This window comes from Klebsiella sp. GFKo11 (genome assembly GCF_056490265.1).
This window is the reverse complement of record NZ_CM151369.1, coordinates 2,235,544-2,257,263: the sequence shown is the minus strand read 5'-3', so window position 1 is coordinate 2,257,263 and position 21,720 is coordinate 2,235,544. Positions and strand designations below refer to the sequence as shown.

At 51.2% G+C, this 21,720-nt stretch carries 25 protein-coding genes and 1 tRNA gene; 13 read left to right on the top strand and 13 right to left on the bottom strand.

Annotated features, from left to right (window positions below; genetic code table 11):
* The first annotated feature begins 46 nt into the window (after window positions 1–46).
* Both AC07P6_RS10815 and dctP read left to right on the top strand, forming a co-directional pair.
* The gene (locus tag AC07P6_RS10815) at window positions 47–637 is read left to right on the top strand and encodes a nuclear transport factor 2 family protein (protein ID WP_434662687.1); all 591 of its coding nucleotides are present in this window, start codon (window positions 47–49) and stop codon (window positions 635–637) included.
* A gap of 47 nt (window positions 638–684) precedes the next feature.
* Window positions 685–1,743 carry a TRAP transporter substrate-binding protein DctP gene (gene dctP, locus AC07P6_RS10810; protein ID WP_434662685.1) on the top strand — a complete coding sequence of 353 codons (1,059 nt, stop codon included), beginning with the start codon at window positions 685–687 and terminating at the stop codon, window positions 1,741–1,743.
* A 56-nt stretch (window positions 1,744–1,799) separates the two neighbouring features.
* Here the strand turns inward: dctP and hxlB are convergent, their stop codons facing one another.
* From hxlB to nac, 7 genes are all read right to left on the bottom strand, one after another.
* Window positions 1,800–2,366, bottom strand: coding sequence for a 6-phospho-3-hexuloisomerase (hxlB, locus tag AC07P6_RS10805; protein WP_182239738.1), 567 nt, complete (start codon window positions 2,364–2,366; stop codon window positions 1,800–1,802).
* A complete protein-coding gene (hxlA, locus tag AC07P6_RS10800) occupies window positions 2,363–3,001 on the bottom strand; it encodes a 3-hexulose-6-phosphate synthase (RefSeq protein WP_434662683.1) in 639 nt (212 codons plus the stop codon). The genes hxlB and hxlA overlap by 4 nt, the downstream gene beginning before the upstream one ends.
* A gap of 20 nt (window positions 3,002–3,021) precedes the next feature.
* Window positions 3,022–3,963 (bottom strand): class I mannose-6-phosphate isomerase, encoded by a 942-nt coding sequence (locus AC07P6_RS10795; protein WP_478316241.1) that lies wholly within the window; start codon window positions 3,961–3,963, stop codon window positions 3,022–3,024.
* A 21-nt stretch (window positions 3,964–3,984) separates the two neighbouring features.
* On the bottom strand, window positions 3,985–4,743 hold the full coding sequence (locus AC07P6_RS10790; protein ID WP_478316239.1) for a DeoR/GlpR family DNA-binding transcription regulator: 759 nt from the start codon (window positions 4,741–4,743) through the stop codon (window positions 3,985–3,987).
* A 381-nt stretch (window positions 4,744–5,124) separates the two neighbouring features.
* On the bottom strand, window positions 5,125–6,057 hold the full coding sequence (ldtA, locus tag AC07P6_RS10785; protein ID WP_478316237.1) for a L,D-transpeptidase: 933 nt from the start codon (window positions 6,055–6,057) through the stop codon (window positions 5,125–5,127).
* A gap of 87 nt (window positions 6,058–6,144) precedes the next feature.
* Window positions 6,145–7,095, bottom strand: coding sequence for an HTH-type transcriptional regulator Cbl (gene cbl, locus AC07P6_RS10780; RefSeq protein ID WP_182239744.1), 951 nt, complete (start codon window positions 7,093–7,095; stop codon window positions 6,145–6,147).
* A gap of 106 nt (window positions 7,096–7,201) precedes the next feature.
* Entirely contained in the window at window positions 7,202–8,119 is a 918-nt protein-coding gene (gene nac, locus AC07P6_RS10775; RefSeq protein ID WP_110277387.1) for a nitrogen assimilation transcriptional regulator NAC, read from the bottom strand.
* A 330-nt stretch (window positions 8,120–8,449) separates the two neighbouring features.
* Between nac and AC07P6_RS10770 the strand changes: the two genes are divergently transcribed.
* Window positions 8,450–8,525, top strand: a tRNA-Asn gene (locus AC07P6_RS10770).
* A gap of 72 nt (window positions 8,526–8,597) precedes the next feature.
* Here AC07P6_RS10770 and AC07P6_RS10765 read toward each other — a convergent pair.
* From AC07P6_RS10765 to AC07P6_RS10750, 4 genes are all read right to left on the bottom strand, one after another.
* Entirely contained in the window at window positions 8,598–8,930 is a 333-nt protein-coding gene (locus AC07P6_RS10765; RefSeq protein ID WP_478316234.1) for a type II toxin-antitoxin system PemK/MazF family toxin, read from the bottom strand.
* A complete protein-coding gene (locus tag AC07P6_RS10760; RefSeq protein ID WP_434662668.1) occupies window positions 8,931–9,188 on the bottom strand; it encodes an AbrB/MazE/SpoVT family DNA-binding domain-containing protein in 258 nt (85 codons plus the stop codon). It abuts the gene before it with no gap.
* Window positions 9,189–9,538: 350 nt separating this feature from the next.
* Complete coding sequence (locus AC07P6_RS10755) at window positions 9,539–10,024, bottom strand: hypothetical protein (RefSeq protein ID WP_434662666.1); 486 nt, start codon at window positions 10,022–10,024, stop codon at window positions 9,539–9,541.
* The gene (locus AC07P6_RS10750) at window positions 10,008–10,844 is read right to left on the bottom strand and encodes a winged helix-turn-helix domain-containing protein (RefSeq protein WP_434662662.1); all 837 of its coding nucleotides are present in this window, start codon (window positions 10,842–10,844) and stop codon (window positions 10,008–10,010) included. Before AC07P6_RS10750 ends, AC07P6_RS10755 begins: the two co-directional genes overlap by 17 nt.
* A 784-nt stretch (window positions 10,845–11,628) precedes the next feature.
* On the opposite strand from AC07P6_RS10750, the gene AC07P6_RS10745 reads away from it, so the two are divergent.
* The 10 genes from AC07P6_RS10745 (at window position 11,629) to AC07P6_RS10700 (ending at window position 20,857) form a co-directional block, all read left to right on the top strand.
* The gene (locus tag AC07P6_RS10745) at window positions 11,629–12,129 is read left to right on the top strand and encodes a helix-turn-helix transcriptional regulator (RefSeq protein WP_478316231.1); all 501 of its coding nucleotides are present in this window, start codon (window positions 11,629–11,631) and stop codon (window positions 12,127–12,129) included.
* A gap of 40 nt (window positions 12,130–12,169) precedes the next feature.
* Complete coding sequence (gene fimA, locus AC07P6_RS10740) at window positions 12,170–12,712, top strand: type 1 fimbrial major subunit FimA (protein WP_110275408.1); 543 nt, start codon at window positions 12,170–12,172, stop codon at window positions 12,710–12,712.
* 72 nt (window positions 12,713–12,784) lie between these two features.
* On the top strand, window positions 12,785–13,324 hold the full coding sequence (fimI, locus tag AC07P6_RS10735) for a type 1 fimbrial minor subunit FimI (RefSeq protein WP_130624362.1): 540 nt from the start codon (window positions 12,785–12,787) through the stop codon (window positions 13,322–13,324).
* Between the two features lie 67 nt (window positions 13,325–13,391).
* Window positions 13,392–14,081 (top strand): fimbria/pilus periplasmic chaperone, encoded by a 690-nt coding sequence (locus AC07P6_RS10730; protein ID WP_434664015.1) that lies wholly within the window; start codon window positions 13,392–13,394, stop codon window positions 14,079–14,081.
* Window positions 14,082–14,156: 75 nt separating this feature from the next.
* Window positions 14,157–16,784 carry a fimbrial biogenesis usher protein gene (locus AC07P6_RS10725; RefSeq protein WP_478316229.1) on the top strand — a complete coding sequence of 876 codons (2,628 nt, stop codon included), beginning with the start codon at window positions 14,157–14,159 and terminating at the stop codon, window positions 16,782–16,784.
* A gap of 13 nt (window positions 16,785–16,797) precedes the next feature.
* Window positions 16,798–17,325, top strand: coding sequence for a type 1 fimbrial adaptor subunit FimF (gene fimF, locus AC07P6_RS10720; protein ID WP_434664012.1), 528 nt, complete (start codon window positions 16,798–16,800; stop codon window positions 17,323–17,325).
* Window positions 17,326–17,337: 12 nt separating this feature from the next.
* On the top strand, window positions 17,338–17,841 hold the full coding sequence (gene fimG, locus AC07P6_RS10715) for a type 1 fimbrial minor subunit FimG (RefSeq protein ID WP_181485707.1): 504 nt from the start codon (window positions 17,338–17,340) through the stop codon (window positions 17,839–17,841).
* A 17-nt stretch (window positions 17,842–17,858) separates the two neighbouring features.
* Entirely contained in the window at window positions 17,859–18,764 is a 906-nt protein-coding gene (locus AC07P6_RS10710; RefSeq protein ID WP_478316226.1) for a fimbrial protein, read from the top strand.
* Between the two features lie 28 nt (window positions 18,765–18,792).
* Window positions 18,793–20,262, top strand: coding sequence for an EAL domain-containing protein (locus tag AC07P6_RS10705; protein ID WP_478316224.1), 1,470 nt, complete (start codon window positions 18,793–18,795; stop codon window positions 20,260–20,262).
* 136 nt (window positions 20,263–20,398) lie between these two features.
* Complete coding sequence (locus AC07P6_RS10700) at window positions 20,399–20,857, top strand: hypothetical protein (protein WP_478316222.1); 459 nt, start codon at window positions 20,399–20,401, stop codon at window positions 20,855–20,857.
* Between the two features lie 142 nt (window positions 20,858–20,999).
* Here AC07P6_RS10700 and AC07P6_RS10695 read toward each other — a convergent pair whose 3' ends face one another.
* Both AC07P6_RS10695 and AC07P6_RS10690 read right to left on the bottom strand, forming a co-directional pair.
* Window positions 21,000–21,338 (bottom strand): DUF1869 domain-containing protein, encoded by a 339-nt coding sequence (locus AC07P6_RS10695; RefSeq protein WP_110275567.1) that lies wholly within the window; start codon window positions 21,336–21,338, stop codon window positions 21,000–21,002.
* A gap of 8 nt (window positions 21,339–21,346) precedes the next feature.
* Entirely contained in the window at window positions 21,347–21,679 is a 333-nt protein-coding gene (locus AC07P6_RS10690) for a TehB family protein (protein WP_478316221.1), read from the bottom strand.
* Between the last annotated feature and the right edge of the window lie 41 nt (window positions 21,680–21,720).

The following is a 21,720-nucleotide window of genomic DNA, read 5'->3' as shown; positions in this document are numbered from 1 at the left end:
TATTCACGACGAAACTGAAATCCGTCAACTAACCGGAGTACATGTTATGCACAATCTTCTCGACGATCGCCTGCAAATCACCGACCTTCTCACCGGCTGGATGCACCGCGATCTGGGTGAATGGGACCAACTGCGCAATCTGTTTCACCCGGACGGCACCATCGAAATCACCTGGTTTGAGGGGCTCGCCAGCGATTTTGTTGACGGCTCAATGCGGATGGGAGCGTCGGATGTGCGCACCAAACATCTGATCGGTACGCCGGTGGTGACATTCAATGCCGAGGCGACAAGGGCGATTGTTGAAACCAATGCGATGATTATCGGCGAGAACGTTAAGCTGAATCTGGGCTGCATTGGTCATAACCGCTTCTATGATATGGCGGAAAAGCGCGCTGGCGTATGGAAACTGTTTCACCGCCAGAGTATTTACGATATGGCCAGCTTCACTTTTCCGCTCGGCGTGGTCCCGGTTGACCAAAGTACGGTGGAGAAATATCCGCGCGAATACGCAGCGCTGGCTTACCTGCTGGAAAAAAGCGGCTTTCCGGTTCAGCGCGTTTTTGCCACGCGCGGTAGTATTCTCGAACAACAAATGAAAGCCGACGGAAAACGCTGGCTATCCGGGCAGCCGATCTGATCGGTCGCCAACATCCCTCATTAATATCAGCAACGCAAAGGAAATGTATGCAACCCACTAAACCAATCGGAAAATATCTGGCAATCCTGCTCGCCGCCCTGCTGCTGCCCACCGCAGCTTCGGCCGCGCAAACCCTGACCTACAGCGACCATGAACCGCTGGGAGGAATGCGCACCCGCTTTATCAATGACGTGCTCTTCCCCGCCATTGAGAAGGAATCTGACGGGCGACTGAAAATAGAGGCGCATTGGGGAGGCGAACTCAGTAACGGCTACGATGCGTTACGCAACGTCGGCAAAGAAAGGAAGGCGGATATGGCGATTGTCGTGCCCGAATATGCCTCCGACGCGCTGCCGCTAAACCAGATCTTTAAAAGCTTTCCCGTCGGCCCTGCCGGTGAGCAACAGGTGGCCTTCTTCCGCCGCGTTTACGCTGATATCCCGGCATTCCCGGCAGAGCTTGAGAAAAACAACGTGGTGAGCATTTTTCTCGCTACCGGTTACCCGCTCTCCTTTTTCAGTGCTAAGCCAATGGCGACGCTGAACTATATCAAAGGAGGGACATGGCGATCCGCCAGCTTCTGGCAGCGGGACTTTTTGCAAAGCGCCGGGGCTAAACCGGTGACCATGCCCTGGGGTGAAGAAACCTACAACGCGCTGAAAAGCGGCGCTATCGACGGCATGATGCTGAACGTAGACAGCGGCTACGAGCTAAAGGCATACCAGTTCGCGCCCAACGTGCTGATCTCCAAAGATCTGTGGCTGGGGCATCTCTATATTTTGACGATGAACAAACAGACCTGGAACATGCTTCCTTCTGAAGATCGGGCCGCCATTGGGCGTGCTGCGCAAACGGCATATCAATCCCTGGGGTCGGTGATGGACAGCAGTTTTAGCACCCAGATAGAGGACTTACGCAAAGCAGGCGCAACGGTGCGCGTTCTGCAACCGCAAGAGGTCGCGCAATGGGAAACCGCTACCCGCTACCGGTCAGGGCAAGATAAGTGGGTAAAAGAGCAGGAAGCAAAAGGCGTCAAAGATGCAGGAACGGTGATGGAACAGGTCAACGCCATCATGGATGAAACGATGCCGAAAAAAGTGCCCTGATACTGGCAGGCCCCCTTCATCAATATCAAGGGGGCCTACGAATCCAACTCACGCATCTATTCCAGGTTGGCGTGACGTCCGAACATCGTATCGCTTGTCTGATGTACACGAAGCATTAACGTCATAATCATCGCGTCATAGACCACAAGGGATAACTGTTCAAAGCCTGAGCCCATTGGCTGAATGCTTGCGCGCTGCGGCTCACCTGCGAGGACTTTCGGCGAAGCGCCAGGCAGCACGCAAACCGCATCGGCCAGATTCGCAATAGTTGAACCCGGAGCCATGGTAATAAGCGCAACGTTGAGATGATTGTTTTTCGCTTTTTGCGACATTGCGACCAGGCTCTGCGTTTCACCCGAGCCCGAACCAATAATTAACAGGTCTCCTTCCTTCGCAAAGGTGGTGGTCACATCGCCAATAACCTGAACATTAAAGCCCAGATGCATCAGACGGTTGGCGAATGCGCGGATGACCAGCCCGGAACGACCTGCGCCCGCGAGGAAAATACGCCTGGCCGCCACGATTTCATCCAGAAATGAGTTAAACCCTTCGGCTTCAATCAAATCAGCATTACGCGTCAGCTCACCAAGAATCTCCTTTACGTTCTCGATTACGTCGCTCATTGCGCAGCCTCCTTTAAAGCCCCGGCAATCAGCCGTGCTTCTCGCTCGGGATCCTGAGCATTGAGGATACCGCTGCCAACAATCACGATATCCGGACGAAACGCCAGGTAGCTTTTAATGGTTTTACTGCTGATGCCACCGGCAACGGCAATTTGTGTTTTTTTAACATGACGACGCAGTTCCGCCAGATCCTGTAAAGGCGTCCGACCGCTTGCCTGCTGATCGGCTCCGGTGTGTACGGCGATAACATCCACGCCCAGCGCTTCCAGCGTCGGGACACGGGACACAAAGTCAGTCACGCAAATCATATCGACCAGTACTTTCTTACCCTGCTTTTTAGCCTGGTCTACACAGCCCTTAATAGTCAGATCATCCGTAACGGCCAGAACGGTGACGTAATCTGCACCAACATCATAGGCCAGCTTTGCCTCATAACCACCCGCATCCATAATTTTGGCATCGCACAGTACTTCTTTATCAGGAAATGTATTTTTTAACTGTTTTACGGCTTCACGCCCGGCATCAATAAGAAACGGCGTCCCTACTTCAATAATATCGATATATTTTTCTAATGTTTTCACTGCGGATAATGCCTGAGCAAGGTTCAGCTCATCAATAGCGAGTTGTAGTTTCATGGAGATGTTCCTTTGATATGTTATTCGTTTTCATAGCTGGCAATAAAGCAATCCATTCCTCCCTGAAAAAAGAGATCGCCAAAGCTATCGGGGACAAAAATTGTTTCGCCTTTTTTAATCTCTACGCCATTAATATAACCATCACCTTCAACTACGGTAATAAAAGAAAAACGAGGCTGTGAATAGTGACCTGCGGTTACGGTTTTCAGGCGAGTTAACGTGTACAGACCCGGTTCATTCCAGTAGCGGGTTAATATACAACCGGCTTCCTCAGTGCTATCAAACCACTGAAAGTTTTTGCTATCGTCTGGCACAACGACATTATCGATAACCTTATTAATATGTAATTCACGTTCATGTCCCGTGGTGGGATCGATGCGATGGTAGTCAAATAAGCGATAGGTCAGGTCCGCATTGCGCGAAATATTATAAGTCAGAACATCTTTGCCAATAGCGTGCAGCGTCCCGGCAGGAATATCTAGGTACCAGTCTTTTTTGGCCGGGATATAACGAACCAGCTTATCGAACGCGTGGCTTTCGCTCTGTTGCTTAAACTCTTCGCGCGATTTTGCATAATGCCCGAAGGCGATACGACCATCAGCAGGCGTATCCAGAATGACCCACGCCTCCGGCTTACCGCGAGAACTATCGTGCTGCAACGCGTAGGCATCGTCCGGGTGAAGTTGTACGGACAGATCGTCCAGCGGATCGAGAATATTGACCCGAATCGGCAATTGCGCGGTATCACAATTAAACCATTCTGGTTTTTCTCTATAGAGCTGTGAAAGCGTTTTGCCCGTGCCGCTTACCAGACAGTCAGCCTGGCCCGGCAAAGCCACGACATTATAGACTTCGCCAACGGGGGTTATCTCTGTTTTATAGCCATAACGTTCTTTCAATCTCTCTCCGCCCCATATACGTGGCTCGAAGAAAGGCTCAACTTTTAAAAGTTGCTTTTCCATATATCACCTCAGATTGCTATTTTATGGATGTAACATTTTCAGGGTTTCAGGAAATAATATTTTCTCTTCCTTTTTAAGTGGACGCTCAATGATAAAAGAGTCAAAGGCGCTGAAGGATGAATACATATACATCCCGGCCTGTTGAAATTTACTACTGTCAGCCATCAGGACCGACATTTTCGCACAGGACATAGCCGTTTCTTTAATATCCAGCTCGCGAAAGGATCGTATCGACGGTCCCTCGCGGTGAAAACCATCGCAAGCCATAAAGGCAATATCAACTTTAACCTGCTGAAGCGCTCTTCGCGCCCAACTGCCGACATAAGAATAACTTGCCTGGCGCAATTCCCCTCCGGTAACCAAAAGCTGATTACGGGTATTTTGCAGAATCTGCGCAGCAATCATTGAATTGGTCACAATCGTCAGGTCGTCGCGTAAATTCAGCTGTTTCGCCAGCTGCGCAACGGTGGTGCCTGAATCAAGAAAAACCACTCCGCGTTCAGGAATAAGACTCGCAGCCAGCAAAGCTATTTGTGTTTTCGCCTCAATATCCTTCCCTTCCTTTACGGTATAAGGATTTTCAAGATAGGAGCTGGAAGGCGTCACAAATCCGTGCCCCTTTTCAAGGATTTTCATTTCCTGAAGCCAGGCAATATCTTTACGGACGGTTTCCGTCGTGACGCCCAGCATTTCGGCTAAATCATTCACTTTGGCATGACCATGAGAAACAACATGGTTGATAATCCGATTCTTACGATCATGATCGATTGGCTTAGCCATAAAACATCCGCGACAAAACAAACAATAACAAAATTATTAATCTTTGATTGTCGGTCAGTCAAGGCATTATTAGCTTGGTTTTATACGCACATATTTAAAAAATCATTATACATCAACACAATATAACTTTGTTTTAAGTTGGTTTTATTTGGTTTTTAAAATAAAACGATTAAATACAAGCGGATGAAATTTATAGGAGATTAAGATTTTATTTTCCTGAACTGCAGGTTTCGCCCAAAAAACGATGAGTTTTGTTCAGCGGGAGGGAACATTGCGGTTTAGGGTCTACCGTGTTCGGTAAATCACCCTGACAGCCAACAGCGCCCAACAATATAGGGCGCTTTCTTTGAATTATTGACTCAGTTCAGCTACGGGGAAAGGTTAAAAATGACTACTGGTATGGGTAGAAGACGTCGCGATCTCCACCGGCATACCAGAACGACGCTCAAGCGCCTGCTCCGCGCGATTCATATCAACCCCCTCACCTTTCACAAAAGCCTGAATAGCGGTCGTCGTCGGTAGCGGAACCTTTCTGTCGGATTCATATTCCGCGCGATTACGCGACAATGGCTCATGGACTTCAACCCAACGGCTACCATCCGGTTCGGTGGTGTATTTCACCGGCTGATCGATTATTTGCACGCGGGTCCCCACCGGCACGGTGTCAAACAGGTATTTAATATCATCGTTACGCAGGCGGATGCAGCCCTGGCTCACGCGCAGACCAATACCGAAATTGGCATTGGTGCCGTGAATGGCGTAGAGCCTGCCGATATAAATTGCGTACAGCCCCATCGGGTTATCCGGACCGGCCGGAACAAACGCAGGCAAACTTTCTCCTCGACTGGCGTATTCACGACGGGTATTGGCAGTCGGCGTCCATGACGGCGCTTCCTGCTTGCGTTCGACCGTAGTCACCCAGTTGCGCGGCGTTTCTCGCCCTGCCTGGCCAATGCCAATCGGCAGAATCTCAACCGTTGCACCATCGGGCGGGTAGTAATAGAGGCGCATTTCAGCAACGTTGATCACGATGCCGTTGCGTACCGTGGCGGGTAAAATAACCTGCTGCGGTATCACCAGCGTGGACCCCGATTTCGGCAGGAACACATCGACGCCAGGGTTGGCCTCAAGCATGTTGCTCAGGCCTTGACCGTACTGAGCGGCAAACGCCTCCAGCGGCTGGGTATTGCTTTGCGGAACAGTGATGGTCAGCGGGCTGCCCACCAGACGGCTTCCTTCCGGCGGTAACGGGTAGCTCACCGCCAGAGCGCTCTGGCTGGTGAGGATCATAATAAGAGAACAAAGCAGTTTCATACGCCGCACAATTTCCCTTCCTCTGTGGCGACAATCGTGAATGAATTATAGCTTTGTTTACTACCTCATACCCTGATTATCAGCCAGCTAAATTTGATAATCGATCGCCGCCTCTTCCGGTTCCATCGCCTGGCGTTTAATTTCATCCAGAGACAGGCCCGCATTGCACAGCTCGATAAAGCGCCAGACGTAGTTACGCTGCAGCTGTCCGCGCTTGAGGCCTAACCAGACGGTGTTGGCATCAAACAAATGGCGGGTTTCCAGGCGGGTAAAGGTATCAGACTCGCGGGTATCGCCCGACTGTTCTGCGACCAGCCCTACCCCGAGACCGAGCTCAACGTAGGTTTTAATCACATCGGAGTCCTGCGCGCTCAGCACAATATCCGGCACCAGGCCTTTACGGTTGAAGGCTTCATCAATACGCGAACGCCCGGTAATTCCCTGACGGTAGGTGATCAGCGGCCAGCGGGAAATAGCTTCCAGCGTTAAGGGCGTAACCTGAGTTAGCGGGTGATCTTTTGGCACCAGCAGGCTGTGGTGCCAACGGAACCAGGGGAAAGCCACCAGCGTAGGATCGTTGCTCAAGCGCTCGCTGGCGATACCGATATCCGCGCCGCCGTTGTGCAGTAGCGTCTCAATTTCCTGCGGTGTCCCCTGAACCAGCTCAAGACGCACGTCAGAAAAGAGTTCACGAAAAGCTTTAATCACCGGCGGCAGGCTATAGCGCGCCTGCGTGTGCGTTGTTGCGATGGTTAAGACGCCGGACGCATCGTTGGTAAACAGGTCAGCCAGACGACGGACGTTGCTGGCTTCGTTGAGAATACGCTCAGCAATTGATAGCAGCGCTTTGCCCGGCTCCGTCATCCCCAGCAGACGTTTACCGCGGCGGATAAAGATCTCGATCCCCAGCTCTTCTTCCAGTTCACGAATATGACGGCTGACGCCCGATTGCGATGTATAGAGCATATTAGCGACCTCCGTCAGGTTGTAATCCTGACGGGCCGCTTCACGAATAATTTTAAGTTGCTGGAAATTCACCCTTTCCTCCGGGCTATCAGACATAACATATGCTCTATTGTTAAAGTCTGTTGTCCTTGCTAACAAATAATAAAAACCAGCAACTTATTCCTTTAAGGAATATAGACTAACTCACTAACAGCAATTCACGGTTTTCAAGCGATGGACGGCTCACAAGCGACATCAAAATCTCCTTCACGGCCTGTGCCTGCGGCGACAAACTACCACGCGCTGACATATTCAATGAGAGTGAGAGACTCATTGACGGCGTACTGATACGCGCCATCCAGCCATTAGCCGCACCACACAGTGAACGCGCAGCAGACTCCGGTAATACGGTCACACCCATTCCGCTGGCAATCGCCGCCGTTAAGGTGGTGATTGATTCAATTTCACCAATAATTTTTGCTGAGAGACGACGTAGAGTGAAGGCCTCAGTGACCCGCGCACGCACAGCGCTGTAATCGCGCGGCAGGAACAGATTCATCTCTGCGACGGCGGTCAGATCGATACTCTGACCCGGGCAGTCTCGGGTGCCGACCAGGTAAAGATCTTCTTTCAACAACGGCTGGCTGATGATCCCGGCGACCGGAGAACGTTCGTAGAGCACCGCCATATCCAGTTGCCCTTCAATCAGCTTGTCATTGAGGATAGTGCCGCTGCTTTCCTGCAAATAGACCATCACTTCCGGAAGTTCGTTACGCACCGTTTGCAACAGAGGCATGGTAATTGCCGAAGCCGCCGTTCCCGGAGCGAGGCCAATTGACACCTGACCGCTCAGGGTCTGCCCGACATTGTTGACCGCCAGTTGAGCCTGTTCACACTGGCGTAGAATGGTACGGGCATGGGTATAGAGGATCTTGCCCGCTTCGGTCGGTGTGACGCCGCGCTTGGTACGGATCAACAGTTGCTGATCCAGTTCGCCTTCCAGGGTCGCAACCTGCTGACTCAACGCCGGTTGTGCGATGTGCAAGACTTCAGCGGCCTGGGTCAGACTGCCGATATCGACGATTTTTACAAAATACTTCAGTCGTCTTAAGTTCATTTTGCCTCCTGTAAGGAACACCAGTGCCAACGCTGGCTGTTTAGATACAGAAGGTTTTGCAATTTGCTTGCCAGTTTTTTATACCCGGCTCAAACGCCGCTGTGAGCCGCGTAATAAGGGATACTGATAGCAAGCCACGATTTTGTTGCCCGGTAAGCGGATTGCGATATGCCCCATTAGGGGTATAAATGCACTACGACAGTGCAGATTGCCGCGCACAGTGGCAAAAATGGGCTTATTGCTGAAATAGTCAGCAAACGAACGGACTTTGGCGATTCAGGCTTTGACAAGGTGGGTGGTCATCGTTACTATGCGCCCCGTTCACACGATTCCTCTGTAGTTCAGTCGGTAGAACGGCGGACTGTTAATCCGTATGTCACTGGTTCGAGTCCAGTCAGAGGAGCCATATTTAAGAAGCCTGCTTAGGAAACTAAGCAGGCTTTTTGCTTTTCTGCATCTATCTGTCACTTCAAAAACATCAGCTCAGAATGGCTTCCAGCCTGGCCAGCACTTCATTCATGATAGCTTCAGGTATTCGCTCCAGACGCTTGCCGTTCCGGGCTTCCATATCAATGGTTCTGGGCTGGTCACAGCGAATGATGCCCGTTGTTTTCGTTCCTGCCCCGTCAAGCGATACGGCAAAACCCGCTGTACGGGCAAAATTTCCGCCGCTGATGACGGGTACAACTACAGGTAGCCGGGTGAATTGATTAAACGATGCCTTCGATACGATCAGCACTGGACGCCTCCCGCTTTGTTCATGTCCGGCAATCGGATCCAGTGAGACAAGCCAGATTTCCCCTCTGTCCATTTACAGGATCTCCTTACCCACCGCAGGCGCATCAAGCCATTCCCGATCCTCTTCGCCCATTTCGGCATGCGGATCGCACTGTGCCAGCAGTTCTTCCAGAGAATATCGAGGCCGTTTCTGAGGTTCAATAACCAGGCGGCCATTATCAATGGTCATGCCCACTTCGCTGTCCGCCGACAGCGCCAGCGTTTTCAGCACGGCAGGTGGAACCGCCAACATAACGGATCCGCCAACCTTTTTCAGGCGAGTAATGTACATAGAACACCTCCAAATATTATATTTAAATATAACATTTGAGGCTGGTAATGCATAGTTTTTAGTCAATTCCATTGCGGGTGATTTCCTTAGCGTAACGAAGCCTGATAATAGAAAACTGTTTTTGCGTTTCAAGGGATTATGACGAATCAGATAAACAAAATGCGGCGCAGCTTCCGGATGTGGGCTGCGCCGGAGTATTCGCGATATCACAAGAACCAATCAGGGTCGTATCACGCTTTGATCTCGATAATGATGGTCATTTACGTGATTTAATTTTAGAACTTCTGACAACCTTCCAGTCTCCATAGCACGTTCTTCAGTACCAGCAGAGGAAATATAAGTCAAATATATCAATTAGATACACATATAAACGATGGCGAATACAGGTTTTGCACCACGTAGGTATTTTTCATTTTTTGGATTTTGATATACCGTCCGGAATCTGGATCGGGGCTAAAGAAGACCTTCTGCATCACCCCTTCAATCACGTTGTCCGCGTCTCTCTTTGAGAGGGAAGTTTTGACCAGGTGGTAAATGTTATTTTCTTTCACTTCATAATCAAAATGATATGACCTTTCAACGGTGTATCTCACATCGTTGATCATCACCTTGCCAGACACATCAAAGTATCCAGAATGATTTCCCCGCATAAGCAAGAAAGTCTTAAAGCTTGCATCAAAGCCGGATGAACCTGATTCAATTCGCATATTGGCCGAGCAATCAAAACCACTCTTATGATGGTATGAGTACATCAACAGGCCAAAAGCCAAAATGACACATAAGATGAAAGAGGCAATGTAAACATTCACTCTTGGGACTTTACTTAGTAATTGCATAATCTGCCCTGTAATAGTTCTCACATGAGTAAAAGTTGTCCTTTTTTGCATTTGAATATATGCAGTGAGCTAAAAATCCCCTTCCCTCATTCCCTTTTAATACTGACTCTGAAACGCTAAAGTAAAAAACACTGTTATCTGAGCAGCGCATCCCCTCTTTTGCGATAAGCTGCCGGGCCAGATCAATAAGCTGTTTTCTATGTTCCACCGGAACTGAGCTAAAACTCCGAACCGGGCAAGTATCGATATCACCTAAATAATAGATGTCATCCTTCTCAGCCCAAAAATGCAGATGAAAGAAATCATTTTTGAAGCCCACAAACAGCAGCGTTAAAGTGAGCAGCGCAAGACATGCATAAGAGACATTCTTGATAACAGAGCTTGATGATCTATTTTGTTGATTGCCGGCTTTGCTTTCACGACTCTCTTCAACGTCTCTTTCAATATGACTTCCAACGCCATTTAGACTGCGGGCATCGTTTTCTGGGCGGTCAATTATCTCTATCGCAATGCTTTCAGATACCCTGAACCCAATTTTGGGCACGGTAACGATAACCTCTTCAGTACACCCCATATTCCTGAATACGGCTCTCAGGTCCGAAATATACTTATTGAGACTATGGCTGGAAGTCCGTAGCCCATGCGCATCCCAGACTTTTTCAAGGATCTCATCCCGATAAACCACACGCTCTCTATGGTCTAAAAGGAATTTAAGCAGGCGACTTGTTGTGGCTGTTAGCGCGACGTTAGAGTCATCATCGAGCCATACCAGCCCGTCATCACTCCTGAAATGAATCGTACCTTGAATTTTGTAGATCATATACTAGCCTTTCAAATAATCCTCAGACGCACACAATCCGCATAGATTTGGCACAAACAGCATCTTATGCTGAATTCCATTATAATTTTCTTATAAATTAGATTATAACATCTAAAAATCGAAAAAACAAAATACATATAACCAATGAAAAATTCAATGGTATTATTGTCTCCATCGAAACAAGGGGCTGCCTGACTCATCGGAGCTTACCTTCCACTGGAGACAACATGGCCACGCCGCGGTAAGCAGAGATAAAGAAACCTGATGCTGCGGTAGAGATTAAGAGACAAATACATAAGCATAAAATAATAACGCCATGTAATTAATTGCATGGAAAAAACATAGCATCTATGGTGGTATTTTCCTCTTCAGGATTAGATACCCGGAGCGGAATATGCAGATATTTTATATGAGTATAAAAGAACAAAAATATGCTTTTAGCGTACTAATGATAAGAAACACTGGAAATCAGGGAAGAATATTCCCTAAGAAAATTCCAATATAAAGAGTATGCCTATTGTTTTACGTAAAATGATAACTAAATCCTATCATTTTATTTATATAAAAGTCGTTATGGACATTGAAATTTGAGATTTTAAACCACCAGACAGCCAGTTTGGCAACATATGACCCTGCAATCTGTGTGTTTAATAGCTATTAAGTCCTTTAGCTTATCAGCTGCATGTCTCATAACGATATGCGATGGTAGATTACTCCTAATTCGCTGAATGATTTTAATAACGATGAGTTAAAGGTCAACCCAAGGATGAGATTGCGTTCAGATATGAATCTATCAACTAATATTTTATCTAAGGATAAATATTTTACCCGGGGCCTTATTGAACTGCTTGGGGTAGAGTTTATTCACAATTTCTTTTTGATTATAGACCTGGACTCCAACGATCTTTCTGGCTCGGAGTGGGTTTATTTTACGAATAAGAACATTGTTGCCTTTGCATCCAGCGACTTAGCCTTTTATAAGTCGGAGCTGTTTGAAAAAATAACAGTACTAGACAAAAAGAGTAACACCAAGAGCATCCTGAATTTCTTCTTAAAGAAAGAGATGTCGGGAAACTATCATACTAAATTCCATCTGAGTCTGCGCGAAAAGCAGATATTAAGTATGTTAAGCAGAGGGGAAAGCAACCAGGAAATAGCAGAAGAATTTGGCGTGAAACTTAAGACTATTTATACGCATCGCCGCAACCTGATGAATAAACTGGGTTGCAGAAATAGGATTACGTTTCAAAAATTATTTTTTAACAACAAATGTTTTTTTAAGTGAAGCACCGCTTCAGGATTATTTAATCAACAGGAGATTTACCATGAACAAATTAGCACTCATCGTTATTTCAGCATTGTCCCTGAGCTCTGCAGCGGCCCTGGCAGCGGATGCCACGGTGAACGGCGGTACGGTGCATTTCAAAGGTGAAGTGGTTAACGCAGCCTGTGCAGTTGATGCCGGTTCTATCGACCAGACCGTTCAGTTAGGCCAGGTTCGTTCAGCACGTCTCGCTACCGCGGGCAGCACCAGCTCTGCAGTCGGCTTTAACATCCAGCTGAATGATTGTGACACCACCGTTTCCGAAAAAGCGGCTATCGCTTTCACCGGCACGGCAATTGACAGCACCAACCCAACCGTACTGGCACTGCAGAACTCCGCTGCGGGCGGCGCGACTAACGTCGGCGTGCAGATCCTTGACCGTACCGGTGTTCCACTGGCGCTGGATGGCGCAACCTTCGGCGCGCAAACCACTCTGAACGATGGCACCAACGTCATCCCGTTCCAGGCTCGCTATTTCGCGACAGGTGCAGCCACAGCGGGTACTGCTAACGCTGACGCCACCTTTAAAGTGCAGTACGAGTAATTTCTTCATCAGGCAGGGAAGCACATCGGGCCAGGATGGCCCGTTATCCGAATTAAGACTGGGGTGATAACGATGCAAAGGATGAAGTCAGGTCTGTTGATATTTTTGCTCCCACCGCTGGCGCTGGCCGGTAACCAATGGGACATCATGCTGCCCGGTGGAGGCATGCGTTTCCAGGGGCTTGTCATTGCCGAGTCATGCCGCGTTGAAGCGGGCGATCGGCAGATGACGGTCAAGATGGGGCAAATCAGCAGCAATCGGTTTCATTCTGCGGGCGAGGATACCAATCCCGTCCCCTTCGATATTCACCTGCAGGAGTGCAGTACCGCCGTGAGCCAGCGCGTTGGCGTGGCATTTCACGGCGTCGCGGACGGTAAAAACCCGGACGTGCTCTCGGTGGGCGAAGGACCGGGGATCGCCACCGGCATTGGCGTGGCCCTGTTTGATAAAACAGGCAATCTGATCCCACTCAATGCGCCACCAGCATCATGGACACAACTGCACACGGGTCCAACTACCCTGCATTTTGTCGCCAAATATCGTTCCACCGGGAATCAGGTCACCGGAGGAGCAGCAAATGCTCAGGCCTGGTTCTCCCTGACCTACCAGTAATCAGTACCGGTAACAGGAAATAACAGTGAGTAAGAAAGAGGTAAGCATGAAAAATACACTGGGTACTATGCGCGGGATGCGCGGTTTACTGGCAGGACTTTTACTGATCGCCGCCACCGGTTTCGCCGCGCAGGCGCAAGCTGGGGTCGCGCTGGGTGCAACTCGCGTCATTTATCCGTCCGGGCAGAAGCAAGTTCAGTTGGCAGTGACCAATAACGACGAGAACACCTATCTGATCCAGTCCTGGGTAGAAAATGCCGATGGTGTGAAAGACGGACGTTTTGTTATCACTCCGCCGCTGTTTGCCATGCAGGGGAAAAAAGAGAACACCCTGCGCATCCTTGATGCCACCAATAACCAGCTGCCACAGGACCGGGAAACCCTGTTCTGGATGAACGTCAAAGCGATCCCGTCGATGGACAAATCGAAACTCAGCGACAACACCCTGCAGCTGGCGATTATCAGCCGCATCAAGCTCTATTATCGCCCGGCAAAGCTGGCGCTGCCGCCGGATCAGGCTCCGGAAAAGCTGAAGTTTCGTCGCAGCGCGGGCTCGCTCACGCTGATTAATCCGACGCCTTATTTTCAGACGGTTACCGAGCTCAATGCCGGAACCCGCATTCTGAAAAATGCGCTGGTCCCGCCGATGGGCGAAACCACCGTCCAGTTACCCTCCGATGCAGGTAGCGAAATTACCTATCGGACGATCAACGACTACGGCGCACTGACTCCGCGTATGAAAGGCGCTATGCAGTAACTGAACGGGGAGCCGCGCTCTCCCCCCTGAACTAAAAATATACCGATTGCCGGGCGACTTTGGACCGGAGGGACTATGTCACATCTGAAATATGGACTCGACCGTTTGGATACCCGGCGCATTGCTCCAGGATCGGCGCGCATATTCGCGCAGATCCCTCTTGCCTTTTTACTCGCCTCACCAGCCTTTTATGCACAGGCGGAACTCTATTTTAACCCGCGTTTTCTGGCGGACGATCCCGCGGCCGTAGCGGATCTTTCAGGTTTTGAAAAAGGCCAGGAGTTGCCGCCAGGTACCTATCGCGCAGATATCTATCTGAATGACGGGTATATGACCACCCGCGATGTCACCTTTAATGTCGACGAAAAAAGCCACGAACTGGCCCCCTGTCTGACGCGTGGGCAGCTTGCCAGCATGGGCGTCAATACGTTGACCATTGCCGGAATCGACGTACTGGCAGCGGACGCCTGCGTGCCGTTGACCGAGATGATAAAAGACGCCACTACCCGCTTTGATGCCGGGCAGCAGCGGCTCTGGATAACCGTTCCCCAGGCATTTATGGGCAACCGCGCCCGCGGCTATATTCCGCCTGAACTCTGGGACCATGGGATTAACGCCGGGTTGCTGAACTACAATTTCACCGGCAACAACGTCCACAACGACGTGGGCGGCAGCAGCAACTACGCCTACCTGAACCTGCAAAGCGGCCTGAATCTGGGCGCCTGGCGCCTGCGTGATAACACCACCTGGAGCTACAGCAGCAGCGGTAGTTCGTCGATCAGTGAAAACAAATGGCAGCACGTTAACACCTGGCTGGAGCGAGACATCACGCTGCTGCGCTCGCGCCTGGCGCTTGGCGACAGCTATACCAACGGTGATGTCTTCGATGGCATTAACTTCCGCGGCGTGCAGTTGGCGTCCGACGATAACATGCTGCCGGATAGCCAGAAGGGCTTTGCCCCGGTAATCCACGGGATTGCCCGCGGCACGGCCCAGGTCTCGGTGAAGCAGAACGGCTATGAGATCTACCAAAGTACGGTACCGCCTGGTCCGTTCACTATTAACGATCTCTATGCCGCAGGCAACGGCGGCGATCTGCAGGTGACCATCAAAGAGGCCGACGGCAGCAGCCAGGTCATCAGCGTCCCCTACTCGTCGGTCCCGGTGCTCCAGCGCGAAGGCCATACCCGCTATGCCGTCACTACCGGTGAATACCGCAGCGGCAGCACCCAGCAGGAAAAACCGAAATTCTTCCAGGGCACTCTACTGCACGGGCTTCCGGCTGGCTGGACGCTGTACGGCGGCACCCAACTGGCGGACCGCTATCGCGCCTTTAACCTCGGCGTGGGGAAAAACATGGGGGAACTGGGCGCCCTGTCGCTGGATATCACTCAGGCCAACGCCACCCTGCCCGATGACAGCGATCATCAGGGGCAATCAATCCGCTTTCTGTATAACAAATCGCTCACGGATACCGGCACCAATATCCAGCTGGTGGGGTATCGCTACTCCACGCGCGGCTATTTCAGCTTCGCCGATACCACCTACAACAGGATGAGCGGCTACAACGTCGAAACGCAGGATGGCGTGGTTGAAGTGAAACCGAAGTTCACCGACTACTACAACCTCGCTTACAACAAGCGCGGCAAGGTACAGCTCAGCGTCACCCAACAATTGGGTCGTACCGCCACCCTCTATCTGAGCGGTAGCCATCAAACCTACTGGGGCACCGGCAAGGCCGATCAGCAACTACAGGCCGGACTGAACGCCGCCGTCGACGATATTAACTGGACGCTGAGCTACAGCCTGACCAAAAACGCATGGCAGCAGGGGCGCGATCAGATGCTGGCGGTTAACGTCAATATTCCGTTCAGCCACTGGATGCGCTCGGACAGCAAATCCGCCTGGCGACACGCCAGCGCCAGCTACAGCATGTCTAACGATCTGAATGGTCGAACCACCAGCCTCGCAGGCCTGTACGGCACGCTGCTGGAAGATAACAACCTGAGCTACAGCGTGCAGACCGGCTACGCGGGCGGCGGCGAAGGCAACAACGGTGCGACCGGTTACACCGCGCTGAACTACCGCGGCGGCTATGGCAATGCCAACATCGGCTATAGCCGCAGCGACGGCATCAAGCAGCTTTATTACGGTCTGAGCGGCGGCGTACTGGCCCACGCCGATGGCGTCACCCTGAGCCAGCCTATGAACGACACCGTGGTGCTGATTAAGGCCCCTGGCGCCGACAATGTGAAAGTGGAAAACCAGACCGGAGTTCAGACCGACTGGCGCGGTTACGCCGTACTGCCTTACGCCACCGAATACCGGGAAAACCGGGTAGCGCTGAATACCAACAGCCTCGCCAATAACGTCGATCTGGACGATGCGGTGGCCAGCGTGGTCCCGACCCACGGGGCGATTGTCCGCGCTGAATTTAAAGCTCACGTCGGGCTCAAGCTACTGATGTCGCTTATCTATAACGGCAAACCGGTCCCCTTCGGCGCGCTGGTCACCTCGGACAGCAACCAGGGCAGCAGCATCGTCGCCGACAACGGCCAGGTTTATCTGAGCGGGATGCCGCTGGTCGGCAAAGTACAGGCGAAATGGGGTGAAGGCCCGAACGCCAGCTGCGAAGCCGACTATAGCCTGTCGCCGGAAAGCCAGAACCAGATGCTGAGCCAGCTATCAGCCGAGTGCCGCTAAGGAAACCATGATGATGAGAAAAACCCTTTATCTGCTGTGCACCGCCCTGTCGCTGGTGGTTGCCAACGCCAGCGCGGCGGACAGCACCATCACCATCAGCGGTTACGTTCGCGATAACGCCTGCGCCGTCGCGGGCGAATCCAAAGATTTTACCGTCGACCTGCTGGATAACGCCGCAAAACAGTTCCATGCGGTCGGGGCCACCACGCCTTTGGTGCCCTTTCGCATCGTACTGTCGCCCTGCGGCAGCTCGGTCACAGCGGTGAAAATCGGTTTTGTTGGTATTGCCGATAGCATCAATACCGACTTGCTAAAACTCGACGACGGGGCGACAGCCGCAGCGGGCATGGGCGTGCAAATCCTTGACGCACAGCAGACGATGCTACCGCTTAACGCCGCGTCAGCCACGATCCCATGGACCACGCTGAGCCCCGGTCAGACCAATACACTGAACTTTTATGCCCGGCTGATGGCCACTCAGGTACCGGTGACCGCCGGACACGTAAATGCAACCGCAACATTCACTCTCGAATTTCAGTAACCGGAGGCGCTGATGAAATTTACCCACACAGGGTGGCTTCTGGCCGCGATGCTGGCAGCGACCTCCCCAACGCTACAGGCCGCCGACGTGACCATTACCGTTAACGGCAAAGTGGTGGCTAAACCCTGTACGGTGTCCACCGTCAACGCCACCGTCGATCTTGGCGATCTTTACACCTTTAGCCTGGTCTCGGCTGGCTCCTCTTCGCCCTGGCACAGCGTGGCACTCAACCTGAGTAACTGCCCTGTTGGCACCTCACGAGTCACCGCCAGCTTCAGCGGCACGGCGGATGCCACTGGATACTACAAAAACCAGGGCACCGCAGGAAATATCCAGCTTGAGCTGCAAGATGACGGCGGCGTCACCCTGAACACCGGCGCGACAAAAGGGGTTCAGGTGGATGATGCGACCCAATCCGCCAGCTTCCCACTGCAGGTCCGCGCACTGTCAGTCAACGGCGGAGCTACCCAGGGAACCATTCAGGCAGTGATTAGCGTCACCTACACCTACGCCTGATTCAGGAGAATATGTTAATGAGAAAGATGATAACCCTGTTGATGACGCTGCTGTTGGCGGGTTGGTCGCTCAACGCCTGGTCTTTCGCCTGCAGAACTGCTGGCGGAACCACAATCCCCATCGGCGGCGGCACGGCGAACGTTTACGTGAACCTCGCCCCGGCGGTCAGCGTCGGGCAGAACCTGGTCGTTGACCTGTCAACGCAGATTTTTTGTCATAACGATTTCCCGGATACGATGGTCGACTACGTAACGCTGCAGCGTGGCTCGGCCTACGGCGGTGTGTTGTCAAGTTTTTCGGGCACTGTCAGGTACAACGGCACCAGCTACCCGTTTCCAACCACCAGCGAAACAGCACGGGTGGAATACAACTCAATAGTCGATAAACCCTGGCCTACCCTGCTCTATCTTACGCCCATCAGCACCGCAGGCGGGGTGGCGATTTCCGCCGGGTCATTAATCGCCGTGCTGATCTTGCGCCAGACCAACAACAAGGACAATGACGACTTCCAGTTCGTGTGGAACATTTACGCTAACAACGATGTGGTGGTTCCAACCGGCGGCTGCGACGTTTCTGCTCGCGATGTGACGGTGACGCTGCCGGAATATCCAGCTTCAGCGGTAGTACCGCTGACAGTTTACTGCGCGCAAAGCCAGAATCTGGGCTATTACCTCTCCGGAACCACGGAAGATGCTGGCAACTCAATATTCACGAATACCGCATCGGCCTCTCCGGCCCTGGGGATTGGCGTTCAGCTAACGCGTAACGGTAGCGCGGTTCCCACCAATAGTACGGTGTCCTTAGGCAACGTGAGTACTTCGGCGGTGAACCTGGGCTTAACGGCTAACTACGCGCGCACCAGCGGACAAGTGACGGCGGGCAACGTGCAGTCAATTATCGGGGTGACTTTTGTTTACGAATAATTCGCCCATACCAGACAGCGAGTCGGGGGTGGATTATATCTTGTCTCCCTGCTCGCTGGCCGCCACGGGGCTAGTCGCCATGATGATTGAAGGCGGGATGCCGCCCGTAGTGCTGCCCTCGGACACCCCGGTGATACCCGTCAACACCCACGTTCACCGTATCGTGGTATTTTTGCCCGACGCGCCAGGCAAGCTCCTTAGCACACTACGGCAAGCCGCAGACCTGCTGGAGCACTCCAACGTGCCGCTGCCGATGCTGCTTCTCAGCCGCAGTCCGGCGAACTGGCTGTGGCACACGCTGTTGCATCAGGTTGCAGACCGGCGTCTGCTTTCTGAAGTGCGCGCCGCCGCCTCCGATCTCCCCGTCTCCTGTCTGTCAGCACTGCTTCAGGATCACATTCTGGAGAGCTATCCTTTACTTGAGCAATTATCAGACGAAGAGGCACAAGTTCGCGGAAAACGCCCCGGCGGGCTAACCAGGCCGGAGCTCAACGCCATTCTCGGTTTATTCAGCGGATACAGCGCTATCGTCCAGGCAAAACGCCGCGGCATCAGCCATAAAACCCTCTACAACCAAAGAACTGCAGGACTGAAAAAGATGGTGGAACACCACCCTCAGCTGGCCGCGTGTTTTCCCGGCGGTCAGCTCAAAGGAACGACAAATAAAGCCCTCAACGCGCTGTCCACTTTTGAGCGCGAATTTGTGCATGCTATTTACAGTCGGCAAATTTTCCCGGTTTTCCAGCCCATCACCGATGAGCATCTGCAGGTTCGAGGAATAGAGATCCTTTCCCGCTGGCGTCGGAATGGCGACGTACTGCTGGCTGGCGATTTTTTGCCGCAGGTACATTCTGAGTACGCGTGGCTGGTACTGACCGCGTTTGTGCTCCAGGAGGCGGTACAGAATATTAATCAGCATCCTGGCGAGTGTTATTTCTCGGTGAATATTCCCGCTGCTATCGCCAACAATGAAAACCTGATCCGAATGATGGAAACGGCGCGCCAGCAGCTACGTCATCCCCGAATGTCTGACCGACTGGTGCTGGAATTTGCCGAAACCATAGATCCTCATCATCATGGAAAAATAGCTGAAAATATCGCCCGGCTGCGCAAACGCGGTTTTCGCATCGTGCTGGATGACTGCTTTTCACAAAGCAGCGTGATGTTTCCGGTGCGCACGGTCATATTCGACGCATATAAGCTGGATATGAGTATTGTGAACGATATGCAGTGCGACCTGCACGCGCTGACTCTGATAAAGAGTCTGGTCTATTATTGCCAGCTTACCGGTAGCCGCTGCATTGCCGAAGGCGTAGACAGCCAGGAAAAATTCAACCGATTGCAAGCGCTGGGAATCGATCGCTTTCAGGGATATTACCTCTCGCCGCCGGTGGAAAAAGATAACGTGGCTGAGCTGATTTTGCAGCTTTCGCATGGGATGGAAGGTCGGTTCGACGATGCACCTAAAGTTCAGGTAAAGCATGCTATCCATTCTTAGCATTTCCAAGAAAAATACAACTTCAGTTAATTAAAATATATTTTAAAAATTTAATTGAACTACCCTTCGCTTTTGATAAAGTACTTCTGAAGCCAGAACCATGAGAAAGCACTCATATCTTTTTCAGGAGCTAAAAATGCAAATTAAGGTTCAAGATGAGCTGTATGTTGCTTACGTCAGCAATATGTTGTGTATTCCCGAAATCGCCAAATATTCTATCGATGCACAAAAAACAATAGAATCAGAATTAAAAAAACAGAATATTAAAGTAGATAATAAATGGATTTTCATCTCTTACAACTTGCCTAAAAATGGCAAAACAAAATATAAAATAGACTTTTGCTTAATCGTTGATGAGCGAGCTCAGGCTGCCGGCGCGGTGTCGGTTAAAAAACTGAATAAAGTCTCTTGTGCCTCCTCTTGTTACACTGGCCCTTTACGTTCGCTGTTCACCCAAGGATATGCGCCGCTGCTGAAAGATATTGTTGCGGGAAAAATTATGCTGACCAATGAAAGTCGGGAGGTTTATCACTTCTGGAATGGACCTTTAGCCAAAGATAATCAAATCGAGATCCAGTTTATACTGGCGGACTAGTTATCTTTCCAATAGCAGTGGTGCTGTCAGAAAAAACTTTGAATTTGCCTGATCATCAGTTGGATTCGCCGTCGTACGCCACAGGCAGTTCATCGTCAGCTGACCATCGACGGCAGCTGACGGTTCTGCTTTAACAAACCCACTACCAGCCGCAGACGTTGGTCTCTTCATCAGACTCGTAGCCGCGCACGATGTTGATCAGGTCTTTAACCGCATCAGCGGCGATGGTCGGATCCTGCAACTCAGCCAGGGTAGCGAATTCATTGTCTACCGATACACCATTATTATTGTTGGTGACCGTCAATATAAACCCTTTTCCTCCGGCATTATCCGCGGACAGCGTAGAAATAAGCTCAGATACGGCCTGTACGGCGATATCAGGAACATAAAGGGCCATCGGCTTAAGATAGACTTTCTCTTTTTTATCTTTATTGTTGCCGTTAATCACCGCTAACGAGTACCCCAGATTTTCACTGTTCATCATCTTCCTTAGCCCTCAATCAGAATTTTGGGATCGACATAAAAATCGACATTAAAAACGGTATCTTCAGTTAATGCTTCAATGCAGTGCCATTTCTCTGGAGGAAAAACGCCAAATTCACCTTCGGCAATCGTTAACGTTTCAACCGGATCGGGGCTGGTCTCGTCAGCAAATCCCAGATAGCGTATCGCCCCTCTCATAACCGACAGACGCGGATAGACGCCCTGCCGGGTCCCGGTATCAAGATGTCGTTTCCAGATTGACGCCGGAGCGGTCTCTTTGGTCCACAGCGGCGTACTGCGGGTCTGGACATAGTGGGTCGGGATAATGATTCGCTGCATGATTCTGCCTCTCTTTACGCACTATCAGTGCGATAGGGAAC

Bases quoted from the DNA above. Each gene is read 5' to 3' on its own strand.
- AC07P6_RS10815 (WP_434662687.1), top strand. From the start codon at position 47: ATGCACAATCTTCTCGACGATCGCCTGCAAATCACCGACCTTCTCACC.
- dctP (WP_434662685.1), top strand. From the start codon at position 685: ATGCAACCCACTAAACCAATCGGAAAATATCTGGCAATCCTGCTCGCC.
- hxlB (WP_182239738.1), bottom strand. From the start codon at position 2,366: ATGAGCGACGTAATCGAGAACGTAAAGGAGATTCTTGGTGAGCTGACG.
- hxlA (WP_434662683.1), bottom strand. From the start codon at position 3,001: ATGAAACTACAACTCGCTATTGATGAGCTGAACCTTGCTCAGGCATTA.
- AC07P6_RS10795 (WP_478316241.1), bottom strand. From the start codon at position 3,963: ATGGAAAAGCAACTTTTAAAAGTTGAGCCTTTCTTCGAGCCACGTATA.
- AC07P6_RS10790 (WP_478316239.1), bottom strand. From the start codon at position 4,743: ATGGCTAAGCCAATCGATCATGATCGTAAGAATCGGATTATCAACCAT.
- ldtA (WP_478316237.1), bottom strand. From the start codon at position 6,057: ATGAAACTGCTTTGTTCTCTTATTATGATCCTCACCAGCCAGAGCGCT.
- nac (WP_110277387.1), bottom strand. From the start codon at position 8,119: ATGAACTTAAGACGACTGAAGTATTTTGTAAAAATCGTCGATATCGGC.
- AC07P6_RS10765 (WP_478316234.1), bottom strand. From the start codon at position 8,930: ATGGACAGAGGGGAAATCTGGCTTGTCTCACTGGATCCGATTGCCGGA.
- AC07P6_RS10760 (WP_434662668.1), bottom strand. From the start codon at position 9,188: ATGTACATTACTCGCCTGAAAAAGGTTGGCGGATCCGTTATGTTGGCG.
- AC07P6_RS10755 (WP_434662666.1), bottom strand. From the start codon at position 10,024: ATGCAATTACTAAGTAAAGTCCCAAGAGTGAATGTTTACATTGCCTCT.
- AC07P6_RS10750 (WP_434662662.1), bottom strand. From the start codon at position 10,844: ATGATCTACAAAATTCAAGGTACGATTCATTTCAGGAGTGATGACGGG.
- AC07P6_RS10745 (WP_478316231.1), top strand. From the start codon at position 11,629: ATGAATCTATCAACTAATATTTTATCTAAGGATAAATATTTTACCCGG.
- fimA (WP_110275408.1), top strand. From the start codon at position 12,170: ATGAACAAATTAGCACTCATCGTTATTTCAGCATTGTCCCTGAGCTCT.
- fimI (WP_130624362.1), top strand. From the start codon at position 12,785: ATGCAAAGGATGAAGTCAGGTCTGTTGATATTTTTGCTCCCACCGCTG.
- AC07P6_RS10730 (WP_434664015.1), top strand. From the start codon at position 13,392: ATGCGCGGGATGCGCGGTTTACTGGCAGGACTTTTACTGATCGCCGCC.
- AC07P6_RS10725 (WP_478316229.1), top strand. From the start codon at position 14,157: ATGTCACATCTGAAATATGGACTCGACCGTTTGGATACCCGGCGCATT.
- fimF (WP_434664012.1), top strand. From the start codon at position 16,798: ATGAGAAAAACCCTTTATCTGCTGTGCACCGCCCTGTCGCTGGTGGTT.
- fimG (WP_181485707.1), top strand. From the start codon at position 17,338: ATGAAATTTACCCACACAGGGTGGCTTCTGGCCGCGATGCTGGCAGCG.
- AC07P6_RS10710 (WP_478316226.1), top strand. From the start codon at position 17,859: ATGAGAAAGATGATAACCCTGTTGATGACGCTGCTGTTGGCGGGTTGG.
- AC07P6_RS10700 (WP_478316222.1), top strand. From the start codon at position 20,399: ATGCAAATTAAGGTTCAAGATGAGCTGTATGTTGCTTACGTCAGCAAT.
- AC07P6_RS10695 (WP_110275567.1), bottom strand. From the start codon at position 21,338: ATGAACAGTGAAAATCTGGGGTACTCGTTAGCGGTGATTAACGGCAAC.
- AC07P6_RS10690 (WP_478316221.1), bottom strand. From the start codon at position 21,679: ATGCAGCGAATCATTATCCCGACCCACTATGTCCAGACCCGCAGTACG.